Here is a 16,050-nt window from a genome sequence, read left to right as displayed (position 1 = left end):
TCTAGAAGAACGCCCGAAGCTGCACGCTTCCGGTGTGAATGGTGCGGGTGTTTTCGCTGCTGCGGCCCTGATACGATAGATTCAAATCGAGAAATTGGGTAATGCGCTTTTGTGCCAAAACATTCCAGGTAAAGTTGGTGCCGGGTTGTAAACCTTCAAGCATTTGATAAGCCACAGGCGAAAACGCTGAACCTTCAAAGCTGTTTTTAATATACTTCACACCGGCATTCAGCGAAAATTTATCGGCATTGCTGAAGCTCCCCGTAAAACCGAAATTCTGCTGATTCAGATTTTCAAAACCTTCGGTTTGATTGGCTTTTTCCACAAAATTATAAAATGCCGAAACCCTCGAATTGTCGCTGAACAAGTAAGAAATTTCAGGATTGAAGCTAAACGTATTCAGCCTGTAATTGCGCTGCTCAAAATTTTCAGAATTACTGCTGTTGGTCCCGATTTCCGTATTAAAATTCAACACGTACTGTTCTTTCACTTTGTGTAAAAAATTTAGCTGATGGCTCTTAAGTTCATTGGTTTGCAGGCCTAAAGCAATAAGGTTTCGGGTCGTGTTAGCCAGATAGGTGTAACTGGTCGTGTACCGCTGTTTTCCGCGATTAAAAAACAAGGTGTTGCGCAAGTTGAGATTAAGCCCCAGCGTATTGGCATCCTTAAACGGATTGAGGTCAAAGGCGCTGCCGCCCCGAAGCACTTTACGGTCAATCAGGTAACTGGTCTGGTTGTAAAAATGGGAAAGCACTTTTTGAAACCCGGTTTTCCCAGACCATTGCGAAAAATTGAGCGTCACGATCTGGCTGAGTCGGTTTTGATGGGTTTTTACAAAAACACGGTTGGGTAGCAGAATCCGTATAAAATCCGCCTGATCGCTAAACTGCGCCACTTCAAATTCCTGCAACTGCTGAATACCGTCGTTATTGTAGTCGATCCACGTGTACACCCCCTGGCCTTCATCAACTTTCACATACGTAAATTCCTGTTGCGGTAGTGTGCCGCTCGCAGTCTCAAAAAGCGTGTTGAGCCTGATCAGGTTTTTAGCCAGTTTTTGGTCAAAAAGCAAACGCGAATTCAACGAACGCTCGGTCGCTGAAGCCCGATTTTCAAATTGCAGTTCGCGGTAATTGACAAAAAGTCCCAATGCTGTTTTTTCGTTTTTAATCAATTGGGATTTTAAAAACCAGGTGTTGCTGTGATTTACGCGCTCCAGACTGTTTCCCCTCAAACTGTCGTTCACGCGATAGCGGTAGCCCACTTCTACAAAAACCGCGGTACTGTCGCCACGTCCCACAAAACCTTCCAGCATTTGAAAACGCTGACTTAAAGGATCTAGCCTGCCGGTTATGGGATTACTACTCTCGTTATTTTCGGTTCTGTATTTTGCACCAAGCCAGTTTTTCTGAAAGCCATATACCGCATTCGTATTCAGGCGAAAAAAGGAAGTGGTGGCGGTATCTGCTTCAGTTTTGAGGTAGCTTCCGTTGAAGTAGGTCTGTAGTTTGTTGTGCCGAAGGCTTCCCACGACACTATTGCGGCTTCCCCGGTAATTTTCCGCGAAGCGCAACTGCTCAAAACGATAGTCTACAAAACCCAAAGCGCTATCAGCAAACTGAAGCCCCGAAGAAATAAGCGTCTGATCGCCCTGAGGTCGTAAAGGCACATTCCAGTCGCGGCTAAACTCAATCGCGTAGGTACGCTCGATATTTCTAAAATCATTCTGAATGTAATCGAGATTGGCAAAGGCCTCAAGCACCTGTTTTTCGGGATTGCCGTACACGCGTTGTCGCGCCTGAATGCGCCCCGCAAAACCCTCGTTATTGGCATCGTCCAGATCAGAAAACAGGTTTAAATCCTGACGGCTTCCGGCACCTTCAAAACTGATGCTGGTTTTTTCCGAAGGCTTATAATCGCCCTGTACCACCGCCATTTGGAGTTGCGTGGGTGCAAAAAGCCGCACCAATGGCGCAAAATTACCTTGCGGAATCCCGTCTACGGGTGGCACATACTCGTAAATGCGCGTGATGGCCACCTCGCTGCTGATGATGTAATCGCCCTGATTGGGGCCCACCTGCGTAAAACGCACGTTAAACAATTCGGCTTCGGAGTCGGTTGAAAAAACGAAAATTTCCCGACCGTCACGCTGCTCTTTTCGGTATAAAATCTTGTTTTCGTTATACGTGTCCGGGTTGGCACTGGGCGCCGTCATAAGCGAACTATCATCACCGGCGGCTTCCAAAACACCCACCTGCTCCCGGTTTAGATTTTGGACCAGCGGCTGGTTTTTAAGGTCACTTTCGGTGTAGACGTGAGCCCTCAGGCTGAGTTTTTCAGATTGATGGCCGCCACCGCCGTAGCCAATGATTCGGGTATAATTTTGCTCGCTGTACTGGTACTCGACCGAGATGCGCATCTCGCTGGTAATGGGAAAAGTGGGATTAAACCGCAGTTCGCCGGCGTTGTAATCTATCACATAATCTGCCGTCTCGCCTCGCTCAAGCAAAACGCCGTTGACGTAGACGCGCTCGCTCCCGCTGACGATGAGCACGTAGAGTTCGCCATTAGGACCCGTGAGTTTATACGGACCCTGATTGCCTTCCTGCCCGGTAAACCGGCTTTGAGCAAACACCCCGCGCACCAGAGCGCCAGTGGCAAAAAAGTCTGAAGTAGTCTGCTCCCCTTCCAGAATTCCGCTTAGCGAAAGCCCCTGAACTTTTTTCGCGAAGCGCCCAAAATACGAAGTGGTATTGGCCAGATTGATGTCTCCCGCCCTGATGTTCCAGGTATCGCTGTAGAGCTCAATAAAAATCTGGTCAAATTCATCCAGGCGCTGCGAATAGCCCCCGTTTTGCTGGGGAATATTGGCATCCTGAAGCGAGGCCCGCAGGGACACCTTTTCGCTCAGCTTACCGCTGATTTGCAGGTCAAGTTCGCTGGTAAAGGTGCTGTTTTGGTTATTTCCCGAAGTGACACCCCGCACCAGACTACCCGTGGTGGTAAGGCCTTCAAAAGGGGTGAATTCCGGCTTGGAAGTTTCCTGCTTCAAGGCGTACACACGGCTTAAATTGCCGTTGCTGTTCACGATCTTATCAGCATCGTAAGCAAAATAACGCCGGGTCATAAAATCAGGAAACACACGGTAATCGAAGGTTAGACTGTCCGGCGGATTTGCAGGACTTTTCAACTTAAAAACCGCTGTGGGATAATTTATGCTGTACAAAGTGGAATCCAAAATCGCTCCGTCGGCTGTGCGCACCTCAAACCGCACCGGATTAAGGCTTACCGTATCGAGCACCACACTATCGCGTACAACCAATGTTTTGAGTCGGTCTTCTGCAAAGCGCAACTCCTGCGAAAACGCCGCCGCCGTCATCAAAAAAACCACTACAGTAAAAAGGTTACGCATACGGCATAAAGCTAAGATTTATTGTTAGTATTATTTTTATTGCCGGCATCTAAAAACCACCTCATCTCCAACCCTTCTCCCGCCGGAGAAGGGAGCTTATTATCAACTAAAATGTAAAAGTCTCCCTTTGAAGGGAGATTTAGAGGGATGTTTTTTGAAAGTTTCGTCTAATCCAGAATCATCACGATCAAGTGATTTTGTATTTCCGATTTTATATTTCGTATTTATACTGCAAACTGCTACTGCAAACCGCCCACTGAATATTACTCTTCCTACTTTCATCTATAGCTCAGGAACACTAACTTCGCCACAAACTGGACATACACTATGAAAATAATCACCTATAACGTAAACGGAATTCGTGCGGCAGTGCGCAAAGGCTTATTAGACTGGCTTAAAGCGGCTAATCCCGATGTCTTGCTGCTTCAGGAAACCAAAGCGCATCCCGAACAATTGGATTCTGAAATTCTGGAAGAAACCGGCTATCACAATTACTGGTTTAGCGCCGAAAAAAAAGGGTACAGCGGGGTGGCCGTTTTCAGCAAAAAAGAACCCGATAACGTCATTCACGGCACAGGCATCGATTATATGGATCGCGAGGGTCGCAACCTGAGGGTCGATTTTGGTGACCTCAGCATTATGAGTATGTACTTGCCCAGCGGGACTAACGATGACCGCCTGGAGTTTAAACTGCGCTATATGGCAGATTTTCACGAGTATGCCAAAGAGCTTCGCAAAACCCGTCCTAACCTCATCATCGGTGGCGATTACAACATTTGCCACGAGCCTATTGACATTCACGATCCCGTGCGTCTTAAAAATGTAAGTGGCTTTTTACCGGTGGAACGCGAGTGGCTCAGCGGATTTATCGACAGCGGATTTACAGACAGTTTCCGCCATCTCAATCCCGATCTTGAGCAATACAGCTGGTGGAGTTACCGCGCCAATGCCCGTGCCAATAATAAAGGCTGGAGATTGGATTACAATATGGTAAGCGAACCCTTAAAAGCTAAAATTAAACGCGCGGTGATTTTGCCCGAAGCCAAACACAGTGACCACTGCCCGGCACTTCTGGAGCTGGATCATAGCTTTTAATTTTTTTGGCCACTTTCAATAATCAACAGGTACCGAACGTTAGCTAGTTTAAACAACCTCATTAACTATGATCAAAAAGCTTTGCTTAATTGCCCTGAGTGCCGCAACACTCACCTCTTGTGTTTCTGCGAAAGTCTATAAAGACCTGGAAGCACGTTATGCCGATTTAAAATCGGATAATCAAGAACTCAGTCACGATCTGGCCCAGTCTGAACGCCTGCGGAAGCAGTTTGAAGAAGAGGCCCAAAATCTGGAAGACGAACTCGCCAGTACCCGCGCCGAGCGCGACGCGCTACAACGTGATTATGCAGCGACCAAAGCCAATCTCGAAAATTTACAGAATTCGTATGACGCTCTTGAAGCCAACAGTTCTAAACGCATAGCCGAAAATTCACAGAAAAACCGCGAATTAATCGCTGAGCTTGACGAAAAGCAGGCGGCACTGGCTGCTGAGCAAACCCGTCTCGAAAAACTACAACGCGATCTTACCGAACGTTCCCGCCGTGTGGAAGAACTCGAGTCTATGATTGCTGCGAAAGATGCGAAAATGCGCCAGCTGAAAGATGCCATCTCAAAAGCCCTGATCGACTTTGAAGGAAACGGTCTTACCGTTGAGCAGCGCGATGGTAAAGTATATGTTTCGTTAGAAAACAAGCTGTTGTTTGACAGCGGAAGCTGGACTGTGGGCGCCAATGGCCGCAAAGCCGTGAACCAATTGGGTTCTGTTTTGGCACAAAACCCGGAAATTGCAGTGCTTATAGAAGGCCATACCGATAATGTGCCCTATGGTGGCAACGGCCCCATTAAAGACAACTGGGATTTGTCTACGAAACGTGCAACCGCAATTGTTGAGATTTTGAGTCAGAACTCGGGCATAGATCCTAAAAACCTCACTGCTGCCGGTCGTGGAGAATATGCACCGGTAGCGACAAACGATAACGCCGAAGGCAAAGCCAAGAACCGCCGTATCGAGGTCATCTTAACTCCAAAACTGGATGAAGTGACTAAATTGTTGAATGATATTTAGAAAAGTAATCTGCTGAAAATTCGTACTATCGGGTTTAGTTTTAAATAAAAAAAGAAGTAATTTTGTATCCGACTAGATACATTTGCAATGGTCTTTTTGGAGAAAACGACTGAATTCAATAAATGGCTACGCAAGCTTAAAGATTTGCAGGCCAAGGCTAAGATTCTATTTCGACTTCAAAAACTACAGCGTGATGGTCATTTTGGAGACTGTAAACCTGTTGGAAATGGTATTAGCGAAATGCGTATCGATACAGGTAAAGGTTATCGCATCTATTTCCACAAAAAAGAGGATAAAATCATCATCCTATTAATTGGAGGTGATAAATCTTCTCAACAAGAAGATATTATAAAAGCTAAGCAAATCTGGAAAGAACAAAATTTCTGAATATGAAAACCTCAAAATTTGAAATTGCCGATTATCTGGACAATAAAGAACTTATTGCTGCTTACCTGAATACTGCTCTGGAGGAAGGAGATCAGGAAGATGTTATTGAGGCTATTGGGAATGTTGCAAAAGCAATAGGGATGACTAAAATTGCAGAAGAAACAGGAATGAGTAGACCAAGCCTGTATAAAGCATTATCTGAAGGTTCTAAACCCCAATTCGCAACCATTGTCAAGGTCCTGAAAGCTATTGGCGGACAAATTCAAATTCAGCCCATACCTTCCTAAAGAATGCACGAAAACTAGTATCACTCTTAAACTTATCCTAAGCCTTGAAACCCTTCAAGGCTTTTTTATTTTTTGCAATACCTTCGCGTCTCAAAAATACCCTTATGCGCTATACAACACTTCCCGGAACGGATATCCAAATCTCTAAACTTTGCCTGGGCACGATGACCTGGGGTGAGCAGAATACCGAGGCCGAAGGTCATGCCCAACTGGATTATGCGGTGGAGCAGGGCATCAATTTTATTGATACGGCCGAATTGTACAGCGTTCCCGCAAAAGCAGAAACCTACGGAAGCACCGAGCGCATCATCGGCACCTGGCTGAATAAGCGCAAAAAACGGGACGATCTGGTTATCGCTTCTAAAATTGCCGGTCCGGCCGAAATGTCAAAACACATTCGCACCGGGGGTTATACCAAAGCCGAGTTTAAAGACGCCATTCACAAAAGCCTGAAGCGCCTGCAAACCGATTATATTGACCTGTATCAACTGCACTGGCCGGAGCGCAATACCAACTACTTTGGAAAACTGGGCTACACGCACGATTCTGAAGAGCGCTGGGAAGATAATTTCGCCCAGATTCTGGACGATTTGAACAGTTTTATTCAGCAAGGTTTGATACGTCACATCGGGGTAAGTAATGAAACGCCTTACGGACTATCACGCTATCTCGAAGAAGCACGTAAGGGCAAGCCTAAAATGATCAGCGCTCAAAACCCCTACAACCTGTTGAATCGCAAAGACGAAATAGGAATGACCGAAATTATGCTTCGGGAAGAGGTGGGTTATTTGGCCTATTCGCCACTTGGTTTTGGTACCCTGAGCGGAAAATACATCAAAGGCACAGATACCGAAGCATCGCGCATAAACCGTTTTCCGCAGTACAGCAGGTATTCAAACGACCTTGCGGTACAGGCAACCCAAAAGTATCAGGAAATTGCCGATAAGCACGGTCTATCCCTCACACAAATGGCTTTAGCTTTTGTAACCGACCGGGATTTTATGATGTCTAACATTATTGGTGCTACGAGCATGGAGCAGCTTAAAGAAAACATAGGCAGTATTGACGTTCAGCTTTCGGAAGCGATTTTAGAAGAAATCGAAGCCGTGCATAAAGCAATCCCAAATCCGGCGCCTTAAGCTTTAGTCCAGGATCTTATAAATCAGGTCATACGTCTTCAGGGTTTCGGTTTCCAGCTGATGGTCATCAAGCCATTTTACAAACCGACCTATCAACACCGGATCAAGACGTCCCCAATTTTCTTTGGCACCCAAATAGGCTACGGAGTAATTTATACTGGCGACCAGATCGAGTTCCTTTTCGGTTTCAGGAATGTATTTGCGTAAGATTTCAGCGGCTTCCTGTGGGTGATCTTCCGCATAGAAAAATCCGGCTTTGGTAGCCTTTAAAAATTCGGAATAGGTTTCCCGATTCGCTTCAACCGTATTACCATTTACCGCAACAACCGGAGAGTAGGAATAGGGTATGTTGTAGTCCTTCAATCTGAAATAGCGCATTTTTTCTCCCTGAGCTTCGGCCTGGTAGGCTTCCCAGTTGAGAAAAATCCAGGTAGCATCTGCCTTATCTTTTAACAGGGTTTCCCAAATACCGAGTTTTTTGGGATAGGAAATTTCCAGATTGGCTTCCCCGCCGTCATTTTTGATCAATTGCTCCACGATTTTATCCTCGTAACGCGCTTCGTATGAGGCGTATGACTTTCCGTCTAAATCTGCCGGACTCTTAATTCCGGAATCCTCTTTTACAGCAATCGCGCTTAAATCTTCCTGATAAATGGCCGCAATAGCTTTAAGATTGAAGGGTTTTTCCTTGGTTTGGTAACTGATAATGCTTTCCAGCGGGCAAAGCGCCACATCTGCAATACCGAGCTCTACTTTCTTCGCCGGGGTTACCTGATAATCATCTTCTGCCGGCGTCAATAAACTAACTTCCAGATTTCTATCCTTGTAATAGCCCAGTTCACGGGCAATAAAAAAGCCCAAATGATTGGTATTTGCCGTCCAGTCGAGTGCGATTTTCAGATGCTTCAAAATACTATTTTTTAAGTGGTTAGGTGATTACTCGTAAAGTCGCAAGCGGTTTTGGGTTTTAACAAGCCGGCGATTGAGGTCGTCAATTTTATCTAAAAGATTAAGAATAACGTCTATACCTTCGATATTGATGTGCAACTCGTCATGAATACGCATAATTTTTTCAAAAACCGGCATGCTGTCGCAATGCAGGCAATAGGTTTGTTCAACGATTTTAAGCTGAAGCACGCCTTTCTCGTGCAGTTCGGTGATAAAGGTTTCTTCAATACGGTACTGCTTGCTGAGATGCGCTACGGGTATAAATTCTGGTGTATTCATCAGGATCTGAGTTTTGCCAGTTCTTCAAATAATTTCTTTTCCTGTGCCGAAAGATTGGTGGGCATTTCGATCTCGTAGGTGATGTATAAATCCCCAAACTGCCCGTCTTTCTTATAAACGGGAAAGCCTTTGCCTTTGAGCTTTACCTGCTTTCCGGAAGGCGTCTCGGGAGCAATCTTGAGCTTTACACTGCCGTCAAAGGTGTCAACAAACAATTCTCCGCCTAATACAGCGGTATAGAGGTCGAGTTTGACCGTCTTGTACAAATTAGCACCGTCGCGTTTAAAAGCGGTGTTGTTGCGTATGCGGAATTCGAGGTATAGGTCCCCGTTAGGACCGCCATTCACGCCCTCGCCGCCGTAGCCCTTGATTTTAATGGTCTGCCCGTTTTCAACCCCGGCCGGGATGGTCAATCTAATGTTCTTGCCATTTACGGTAAGTGTACGCTTGTGTTTTTCATACACATCGCGCAAATCTAACTCGAGTGTGGCGTTAAAATCCTGCCCGCGAAACTGTGCCTGCCTCCCGCTGCCTCTGAAGCCGCCTCCTCCAGCACCACCAAACATCGAACTGAAAAAGTCTGAAAAATCATCTTCGTCAAAGCCCCCGCTGTATTGCGCCCTGCTTCCACCGCCGGCATTGGCGTACTGACCGCGTTGCCTTTCGGCCTGCTCATAGGCTTCTGCATGTTGCCAGTCTTTGCCGTATTTATCGTATTTCTTTCGGTTTTCGGGATTGCTTAAAACCTCGTTTGCCTCGTTAAGCTGCTTGAATTTTTCTTCAGCTTCGGAATCACCGGGATTTACATCGGGATGGTATTTACGGGCCAGCTTTCGGTACGCCTTTTTAATTTCGGCTTCCGTGGCGCTTTTATCAAGGCCCAACACTTTATAATAATCTATATACGCCATAGCATGTATTTCATTTCAAACTATGAATTAAAGTTAACCAGATAAGGGCGAAAGCAGTACCGGGATAATTCTAAAATTTAGTTAGAATTTTGTCCGTTTTGAAAATGAATTTGTTTGGCTTTCGCGAAAGCGCAAGCATCACGCCAGGCTGTTAAGGAAAAAAGCAAGAATAAGCCCCAGAGCAGCAGCAAGACCGGTCCAGTACTGCTCGTTTTTAAATGCTTTGGGAAATACTTCTATCGCGAGTGAGGCCACAACCGCACCTCCGGCAAAACACCGGATGTATGCCAAGGTTTCTTCAGCCACACCGGCGAGTAATTGATTGCCCAGATAGGCCGCCAGAGACAAGATCAATGCGGTAACGCACCAGAGCAACAGCACCTTCTTTTTTGAAGTCCCGTTTTCAGTCATTTCTTTGGCACCACCTGCAGCTTCGGGAAGATTTGATAAAAATATAGAGCCCGAAAGTGCTGCCACGGCAAGCGCATCTGCGCCAATCAGTGCAACGCCAAGAGCGAGATTTTCAGGAATTCCGTCTAAAGTAATGGCCGCAAGAAGGCCGCCCCCGCTATCTGAACCCCATTTTTTCTTGACGACATAATCTAAGCCGGTAAAGACCAAAGCACCTGCAAAAACAATTGATAAGGCTATGCCAGTTTGGGCTTTTTCAATCGCGGGATTGATGAGTTCGAGTACGGCAGAAACAATAAGGGCTCCTCCTGCAAGTGCAACGAGAAAGCCCTCTGTTTGTTTAGAAAGATTGCCATAAATACCCCAGACCGCACCCAGAATAAGGGCTCCGGAAACTACGGCTATGACAATTAAATTCAATTTACTCCTGTGTAGCGTCTTTAACGTCAATCAATTCCACGTCAAAAATCAAAGTTTCACCGGGACCAATTTTAGGACCTGAACCACGATCTCCGTAAGCAAGATCAGAAGGGATAAAGAACTTGTATTTCGCTCCTTCCTTCATCAATTGTAAACCTTCAGTCCAGCCTTTGATTACCTGGCTTACACCAAAAGTAGCTGTCTGATCTGATCCCATATTTCCGTCAAAAACGGTTCCGTCGATAAGGCTTCCTTCATATTTTACTTCAACCTGATCTGTAGCTGTTGGCATATCACCAGTACCTTCTTCAATCACGATGTACTGAAGACCGCTATCTGTTGTTTGAACGCCTTCTTTAGTCGCATTTTCTTTTAAGAATTCTGCTCCTTTTTGCTTAGCCTCAGCTGCTTTAGCCATTGCTGCTTCTTCCTGCTTGGCACGAAGCTCTTCCTGGAAACGGGTCATCAAAGCTTGCATTGTTTGTGGCGAAAACTCCAGACTGTCTGTAAATCCTTTGCGTACACCAGCTTCGTACATTTCCAGATCAAACAACTCATCAGGATTGTCACCCAATGCCTGCTTAAACTGAGCACCACTGTTGGCACCAATCATATACGAAACAGAATCTTTAAAGGTCTTAAGCTCTGCATCACCAGAACTCATTTTAGAATTATCGCAGTTTACCAGTGTAAGTGCTACAACCGGAAGCGCGAAAAATACTTTATTTAATTTCATTGTTTTAGGTTTTTAATTTTCGTGTGCAAATAACGGGATATTTAAAGGTTTACAAAAATCCTGAGCCCGTTAATATGTATTTGCCTGATGAAAGTCAGCAATCTATCTAGCTTATTTTAAAACTTCAAGCAATTCCACATCAAAAATCAGGGTGGCATAAGGCTTGATATCCTTACCTGCACCGCGCTCGCCATAAGCTAAATTCTGCGGAATGTAAAAACGGTATTTACTGCCTGTGGGCATCAACTGCAAACCTTCGGTCCAGCCGTTAATTACCTGACTTACGCCAAAAACCAGAGGTTCGCCGCGTTTGTAAGACGAGTCAAAGACGGTTCCGTCAATTAATTTTCCTTCGTAATTCACCTTCACACGATCACCGGGCCCCGGTTTTTCGCCATCTCCCTCACGCAAGACTTCATACTGCAAACCGCTTTCTGTGGTAACCACTCCTGGTTTTTTCGCATTTTCTTCTAAAAATGCCGCGCCTTCAGCTTTATTTGCGGCTATTTGTTCTTCGATCTTAGCTTTTTCAATCTTCTGCATGGTATCATTAAGCGTTTGAAAAAGCTTTCGCGAAGCGGCCTCATCAAGCTTATAAACAACAGAATCTTTAAACGATTCTTTCAGACCTTTTTCAAAAGCTTTAAAATCGAATATTCCCGCAGGGATATCACGCAAATTCTCCCCGCTATTTATCCCCATTACATAGGAAATAGAGTCCTGAAAAGTCTTAAGCTGAAAGGTTTCGGGTTGTGTCACGGTTTTTTGGGGTGTGCCGCAGTTGACTAAAGCAAGAGCCGCAGCAGACGCCAACACAAACTTTTTAATATTCATAGGTTGTAGGTTTATTTTGAAGCGCCAATTTACTCAATCCTGAGCAATTAACTCACAAACGCACTGTAACCTGTAATCGCCCGTCCTACAATAAGCGAATTGATCTCTTTAGTCCCCTCATAGCTGTAAATCGCTTCGGCATCTGCCACAAAACGCGCCACATCATACTCAAGCAAAATACCGTTACCGCCCATTACCTCCCGGGCACGGCTCACCACATCACGTGTACGCATTGAGCAGAATACTTTGGCCAAAGACGCGTGCTCGTCCGTAAGCGAACCGCCATCCTGCATTTCGCTAAGGCGGAAACACAAAGTTTGCATTGCGGTAAGGTTGGAAACCATCTCGACCAGGTGATTTTGGATCAGCTGGAAGCTGGCGATAGGACGGCCAAATTGCTCCCGCTTTTTGGTGTACTTCAGCGCTGCTTCATAAGCACCACGGGCACAGCCCACGGCCTGCCACGCCACACTCGCACGGGTCATCTGCAATACTTTTGCAGTGTCTTTAAACGAATTTGCATTTTGCAAACGATCGCTTTCGGGCACGCGGCAATCAGTTAAAGTAATCAGGGCGTTCTGCACGGTACGCAACGCCATTTTATCTTCCATTTTCTCGGCTTTAAAGCCGGGATTTTCTTTACGCACAATAAAGCCCTTTACCTGACCGCTATCCAAATCACGCGCCCAGATGATGGTTATATCTGAAAAGGTCGCGTTACCAATCCATTTTTTCTGACCGTTAAGTACCCAGGCATCACCGTCTTTTTTACAGGTTGTTCCCAGTCCGCCTGCGGCTCCAGATCCTACTTCGGGTTCGGTAAGACCAAAAGCGCCTATTTTCTCAAATTTCTGCATTTTGGGCAACCAATATTCTTTTTGCTCCTCGCTTCCGCAGAGGTAAATCGAACCCATGGCCAAGCCGCTGTGTACGCCAAAAAAAGTAGAGATAGACACATCTACACGGGCGAGCTCCATCGCCAGAATGCCTTCCATCAGGAAACTCTGATTGGGACAGCCGTAGCCTTTGTAGGCGATACCTGCCATATTGAGTTCGGCAAATTTGGGTATGATTTCGTGAGGAAATTCGGCTCGGTTCCAATATCGGTTTGCGATGGGTTTTACCTCATCTTCCATAAAATTGCGCATCTTCATCTGCAGCTCGCGCTCTTCCGGACTTAACTTTTGCGCCAAATTGTAAAAATCCCCGTCTATGGGCGGAAGTTTATGCTGACCTTTTTTAGCCTGTGAATTCAACATTTTCATCAGACCTTTCAGCTGGCGATCGTCTAGATTGCCCACTGCGCTCATCACCTGAGATAAATCTACTTTTTGAGAGAGTTTGGCCAAAGCATCTAAATCAATAGATTTTAGAAGGCCAATGGTATTTTTTACTTTTCCGAATATCGACATCGTTTGCGTGTTTTGTTTAACACCTAAAAATACCAAGCTTTTAAGGCCATAGCACCCAAAAAACTGTTAATTACACGGTAAACTATATTCACTGTAACCAGTTGTGCCAAGTAAAATATAGTTTCTAAAATTAGTCCTTTACTTTTCTTTGCTTGTCCAAAGAAAAGTAACAAAAGAAAAGACACTTTTTCTTAGGCATTTTTGCCTTATCAGGCAAAACCGCAACAAGTCCCCTAAATTTTCTCCAAGGCTTCAAAAATTTTTAACGGGGACTTCTTGCTATGCTGAAGAAAAAGATCACTAAAGAAGAAAATTTACCCCTTGATTTAAAAATTTATTGATAATCATAGTACCTACAGGTAACCTCTTGCATATAAGAAGTATTTAAAACACTATTGATTTTTCACCAGACTCTCATGTATAAAAGCATGTTGGTTTTCGGAAGTTTTGATATGTAGCCAGTCGGTGGTGCGCCCCTGAACCGTGAGGGTATCACGTCTGCTTAGTGTGGTTGCCTTTTCGGCTTTAGCCGAAGGTCCCAATCGTAAATTGGCTTTTGATGCTTTCACAACAACCTGAACGGGTGTTTCTGAATCACTTGAAGCCTCGGGAAGCTGAGCTTCCTGAATAAACGGAAACGGGTTGATCGCGCCGCTTCCCCTTCGGTAAATTCCAAAATGCAGGTGCGGGGGCGTGGTGCGCGCGTTACCGCTGTTGCCTACCAGACCCAGCGTATCACCGATTTTTACGCGTTGTCCCGTTCTGGCAATAATACTGTCCAGGTGCGCATAATACAAACTGCTTCCAAACAGACCATCGCGCAGCCAAACCTGCTTACCGCCCAGGCCGCGGTTCCCGGTACTGCTTACATAACCGTCTACACCGGCCAGCACGGGTGTACCGCGGTCTGCAAAAATATCTACGCCTTCGTGACTGCGCCTGCCGCCATCTCGGGCCGCTCCCCAAAAGCTTTGTACCGCTTTTGACGACAAGCCCGACACCGGAAAAGCATAGGCCGGACTGCTGCTAAACCGCATCGAAAATTCGCCCTTTGCTCCCAGCTGTGGTTGCAGTACCAGTTTGTAGTTTCCGGCTTTTTTAGGCGAAAAGCTTAAAGATTTGCTTTCATAATCGGCTTGTTCCAGTAATTTAAAGGGTGAAATGCTGTCTGAAGTTTTTTCGTAGAGATCTATAAAAACCAATGGATTTAGCGTGTCGGTAAGCACTTCAAAATGATAGTTACGACCCAGCTCCAGTTCGAGATTATACGCGTAAACGGGCAGACTTTGGGTATTGAAAATTCCCTGTTCGGCGTAAGGCAGATCAACCGCAAGACTGTCTTGCAAGGCCCTGCTAAAAGCCCGGTTCCAGTTGAGATAGGGCAGCGAATCGTTATCAAAATTACGCGCATACACCTCACGGGCTGTGGGTTGAGTGATCACGTCTGTGACACGGGTGAGTTTGCTGCAACCGCTGGTGAGCAGCACGGCAAGCAACATCAATAAGGCAATCGGGTAGTTTCTCATAGCACCTCTAAAAATGCAGAAACTGTGCCAACAAACCCGCTAAAACAGCGACAACTGCCCTGGCCGATATTTTTCAAACAGGCTGCAGTCCAGCGGATCGATACCGCGGCCCTTTAAATACTTTTTGCGGCCCAGTTCTACCTGAGCTTTTATTTGGGTGGCAAACTCACCGCTGCCGCGCATTCTGCGGCCAAACTGCGAATCGTTGAGATTGCCCTCGTGGCAAGCGGCAATCTGGTTGAGCACCTTATCTGCCCTATCGGGCATTGCGGTCTTCAGCCAGTCTTCAAAAATCCCCGCAATGGCACCATTAAGCCGCACAACGGTATAGCCTACCGAGCGGGCGCCGTGATCTGCAGCGGCTTTGATAAGCGGCAATACCTCGTGACTGTTAATGCCCGGTATGATGGGTGCCGTCATCACATTAACCGGCACGCCGGCTTCCGAAAGTTTTTTAACCGTCTCCAGACGCTTTTTAATGCTGGCGGTGCGCGGCTCGAGCAGGCGACGGGTCTTTTCTTCAAGCGAGGTGATAGACATATTCACCTGAATCAAATTGCATTTGGCCAACTCCCTGATGATATCAAGATCGCGCTGTATAAGCGCGTTTTTGGTGATGATACCCACGGGATGGCGGTATTTATAAAACGTCTCGAGCAGGCGACGGGTGATTTGGAACTCCTTTTCGGCGGGCTGGTAGCAGTCTGTATTTCCCGAAAGCACGATGGGCGCAGCTTTGTAGCTTTTTCGCATAAAATAGGCTTCGAGCAGCTGTACCGCATTGCGTTTTACCAGAATGCGGCTTTCAAAATCGAGCCCTGCGTCATAACCCCAGTATTCGTGGGAATTGCGGGCATAGCAATACACGCAGCCATGCTCACAACCCTGATAGGGATTGAGCGAAAAACCCATCCCCACATCGGGGCTTTCTACTTTGTTGACAATGCTTTTGGGGAAGGTATCTATAAACAGCGTCTTGAGATTTTGGGGCTCGTCGCCTTCGTGCGCGCAGTAATTGAGGAAATCGGCACGGATTTCGTGCTGATGCTTATCAAACTTGTTGGCAATATTTTTTTGCGCCCCACGCCCCTTTAAATGTTCTCCTTCGGCCTGCATATAATTGGATTTATTACAAATATATGGAATATTTCCTATTTTGTTTTGGCGAAATGTTTTCTTTTATCTTATTTCACATTGCAAAAACAGATCTTGCTTTAAACCAAAGT

15 protein-coding genes are annotated in these 16,050 nt (G+C 45.9%); 5 read left to right on the top strand and 10 right to left on the bottom strand.

The features are described from left to right. Position 1: 1 nt before the first annotated feature. A complete protein-coding gene (locus CJ305_RS01110; protein ID WP_099644393.1) occupies positions 2–3,412 on the bottom strand; it encodes a TonB-dependent receptor in 3,411 nt (1,136 codons plus the stop codon). Positions 3,413–3,739: 327 nt separating this feature from the next. Between CJ305_RS01110 and CJ305_RS01105 the strand changes: the two genes are divergently transcribed. The 5 genes from CJ305_RS01105 to CJ305_RS01085 all read left to right on the top strand — a co-directional run bounded on the left by CJ305_RS01105 (position 3,740) and on the right by CJ305_RS01085 (position 7,347). Beyond that, entirely contained in the window at positions 3,740–4,507 is a 768-nt protein-coding gene (locus CJ305_RS01105) for an exodeoxyribonuclease III (protein WP_099644392.1), read from the top strand. A 67-nt stretch (positions 4,508–4,574) separates the two neighbouring features. After that, positions 4,575–5,534 carry an OmpA/MotB family protein gene (locus tag CJ305_RS01100; protein WP_099644391.1) on the top strand — a complete coding sequence of 320 codons (960 nt, stop codon included), beginning with the start codon at positions 4,575–4,577 and terminating at the stop codon, positions 5,532–5,534. 87 nt (positions 5,535–5,621) lie between these two features. Then, a complete protein-coding gene (locus CJ305_RS01095) occupies positions 5,622–5,921 on the top strand; it encodes a type II toxin-antitoxin system RelE/ParE family toxin (RefSeq protein ID WP_099644390.1) in 300 nt (99 codons plus the stop codon). 2 nt (positions 5,922–5,923) lie between these two features. Then, on the top strand, positions 5,924–6,208 hold the full coding sequence (locus CJ305_RS01090) for an addiction module antidote protein (RefSeq protein ID WP_099644389.1): 285 nt from the start codon (positions 5,924–5,926) through the stop codon (positions 6,206–6,208). A 104-nt stretch (positions 6,209–6,312) separates the two neighbouring features. Then, on the top strand, positions 6,313–7,347 hold the full coding sequence (locus tag CJ305_RS01085; protein WP_099644873.1) for an aldo/keto reductase: 1,035 nt from the start codon (positions 6,313–6,315) through the stop codon (positions 7,345–7,347). A 3-nt stretch (positions 7,348–7,350) separates the two neighbouring features. On the opposite strand, the gene CJ305_RS01080 is transcribed toward CJ305_RS01085, so the two are convergent. The 9 genes from CJ305_RS01080 to CJ305_RS01040 all read right to left on the bottom strand — a co-directional run bounded on the left by CJ305_RS01080 (position 7,351) and on the right by CJ305_RS01040 (position 15,940). Then, complete coding sequence (locus CJ305_RS01080) at positions 7,351–8,256, bottom strand: ABC transporter substrate-binding protein (RefSeq protein ID WP_099644388.1); 906 nt, start codon at positions 8,254–8,256, stop codon at positions 7,351–7,353. A gap of 27 nt (positions 8,257–8,283) precedes the next feature. Next, positions 8,284–8,574, bottom strand: coding sequence for a chaperone modulator CbpM (locus tag CJ305_RS01075; RefSeq protein ID WP_099644387.1), 291 nt, complete (start codon positions 8,572–8,574; stop codon positions 8,284–8,286). Continuing rightward, positions 8,574–9,485 (bottom strand): DnaJ C-terminal domain-containing protein, encoded by a 912-nt coding sequence (locus CJ305_RS01070; RefSeq protein ID WP_099644386.1) that lies wholly within the window; start codon positions 9,483–9,485, stop codon positions 8,574–8,576. Before CJ305_RS01070 ends, CJ305_RS01075 begins: the two co-directional genes overlap by 1 nt. Before the next feature lie 138 nt (positions 9,486–9,623). Then, positions 9,624–10,316 (bottom strand): ZIP family metal transporter, encoded by a 693-nt coding sequence (locus tag CJ305_RS01065; RefSeq protein WP_099644385.1) that lies wholly within the window; start codon positions 10,314–10,316, stop codon positions 9,624–9,626. A 1-nt stretch (position 10,317) separates the two neighbouring features. Beyond that, positions 10,318–11,052, bottom strand: a complete 735-nt coding sequence (locus CJ305_RS01060; protein WP_099644384.1) for an FKBP-type peptidyl-prolyl cis-trans isomerase — start codon at positions 11,050–11,052, stop codon at positions 10,318–10,320. 111 nt (positions 11,053–11,163) lie between these two features. After that, the gene (locus tag CJ305_RS19720; protein ID WP_099644383.1) at positions 11,164–11,886 is read right to left on the bottom strand and encodes an FKBP-type peptidyl-prolyl cis-trans isomerase; all 723 of its coding nucleotides are present in this window, start codon (positions 11,884–11,886) and stop codon (positions 11,164–11,166) included. A gap of 47 nt (positions 11,887–11,933) precedes the next feature. Further along, on the bottom strand, positions 11,934–13,298 hold the full coding sequence (locus CJ305_RS01050) for an acyl-CoA dehydrogenase family protein (protein ID WP_099644872.1): 1,365 nt from the start codon (positions 13,296–13,298) through the stop codon (positions 11,934–11,936). A 392-nt stretch (positions 13,299–13,690) separates the two neighbouring features. Then, positions 13,691–14,824: a M23 family metallopeptidase gene (locus CJ305_RS01045; protein ID WP_099644382.1), complete on the bottom strand. Its 1,134-nt coding sequence runs from the start codon at positions 14,822–14,824 to the stop codon at positions 13,691–13,693. A gap of 39 nt (positions 14,825–14,863) precedes the next feature. Next, entirely contained in the window at positions 14,864–15,940 is a 1,077-nt protein-coding gene (locus tag CJ305_RS01040; RefSeq protein WP_099644381.1) for a PA0069 family radical SAM protein, read from the bottom strand. Between the last annotated feature and the right edge of the window lie 110 nt (positions 15,941–16,050).

Origin of the sequence: Leeuwenhoekiella nanhaiensis, assembly GCF_002744755.1 — a bacterium.
GTDB classification, from domain to species: domain Bacteria; phylum Bacteroidota; class Bacteroidia; order Flavobacteriales; family Flavobacteriaceae; genus Leeuwenhoekiella; species Leeuwenhoekiella nanhaiensis.
This window is presented reverse-complemented; position numbering and strand designations above follow the sequence as displayed.

What these genes read in the sequence shown, in the direction of transcription:
- CJ305_RS01050 (WP_099644872.1), bottom strand. Translation starts at nt 13,298, where the DNA reads ATGTCGATATTCGGAAAAGTAAAAAATACCATTGGCCTTCTAAAATCT.
- CJ305_RS01110 (WP_099644393.1), bottom strand. Translation starts at nt 3,412, where the DNA reads ATGCGTAACCTTTTTACTGTAGTGGTTTTTTTGATGACGGCGGCGGCG.
- CJ305_RS01085 (WP_099644873.1), top strand. Translation starts at nt 6,313, where the DNA reads ATGCGCTATACAACACTTCCCGGAACGGATATCCAAATCTCTAAACTT.
- CJ305_RS01045 (WP_099644382.1), bottom strand. Translation starts at nt 14,824, where the DNA reads ATGAGAAACTACCCGATTGCCTTATTGATGTTGCTTGCCGTGCTGCTC.
- CJ305_RS01075 (WP_099644387.1), bottom strand. Translation starts at nt 8,574, where the DNA reads ATGAATACACCAGAATTTATACCCGTAGCGCATCTCAGCAAGCAGTAC.
- CJ305_RS01095 (WP_099644390.1), top strand. Translation starts at nt 5,622, where the DNA reads ATGGTCTTTTTGGAGAAAACGACTGAATTCAATAAATGGCTACGCAAG.
- CJ305_RS01105 (WP_099644392.1), top strand. Translation starts at nt 3,740, where the DNA reads ATGAAAATAATCACCTATAACGTAAACGGAATTCGTGCGGCAGTGCGC.
- CJ305_RS01070 (WP_099644386.1), bottom strand. Translation starts at nt 9,485, where the DNA reads ATGGCGTATATAGATTATTATAAAGTGTTGGGCCTTGATAAAAGCGCC.
- CJ305_RS01090 (WP_099644389.1), top strand. Translation starts at nt 5,924, where the DNA reads ATGAAAACCTCAAAATTTGAAATTGCCGATTATCTGGACAATAAAGAA.
- CJ305_RS01060 (WP_099644384.1), bottom strand. Translation starts at nt 11,052, where the DNA reads ATGAAATTAAATAAAGTATTTTTCGCGCTTCCGGTTGTAGCACTTACA.
- CJ305_RS01040 (WP_099644381.1), bottom strand. Translation starts at nt 15,940, where the DNA reads ATGCAGGCCGAAGGAGAACATTTAAAGGGGCGTGGGGCGCAAAAAAAT.
- CJ305_RS01100 (WP_099644391.1), top strand. Translation starts at nt 4,575, where the DNA reads ATGATCAAAAAGCTTTGCTTAATTGCCCTGAGTGCCGCAACACTCACC.
- CJ305_RS19720 (WP_099644383.1), bottom strand. Translation starts at nt 11,886, where the DNA reads ATGAATATTAAAAAGTTTGTGTTGGCGTCTGCTGCGGCTCTTGCTTTA.